The organism is Ochrobactrum sp. XJ1, from assembly GCF_024701725.1.
Taxonomy (GTDB): domain Bacteria; phylum Pseudomonadota; class Alphaproteobacteria; order Rhizobiales; family Rhizobiaceae; genus Brucella; species Brucella anthropi.
Genome location: NZ_VDGD01000076.1, coordinates 1 through 237, shown reverse-complemented (window position 1 = coordinate 237; position 237 = coordinate 1). Strand labels below are relative to the sequence as shown.

The following is a 237-nucleotide window of genomic DNA, read 5'->3' as shown; positions in this document are numbered from 1 at the left end:
AGAGAAAAAAAAAAAAAGAAAAAAAAAAAAAAGGAAAAAAAGAGGAAAAAAAAAAAAAAAAAAAAAAAAAGGAGAAAAAAGGAAAAAAAAAAAAAGAAAAAAAAAAAAAAAAAGAAAAAAAAAAAAAAGGGGGGAAAAAAAAAAAAAAAGAAGAAAAAAAAAAAAAGAATAAAAAAAAAGAGGGAAAAAAGGAGAAAAAAAAAAGAGGGGGGGGGGAATAATATTTAAGGGACCCCG

Annotated in this window: 1 protein-coding gene; it reads left to right on the top strand. The window is 21.1% G+C overall.

Going from position 1 to position 237, the window contains the following annotated elements; translation table 11 throughout:
• Positions 1–221: hypothetical protein (locus FG152_RS27210; RefSeq protein ID WP_498989493.1), on the top strand; the 221-nt coding region annotated here is incomplete at its 5' end.
• Positions 222–237: the final 16 nt, after the last annotated feature.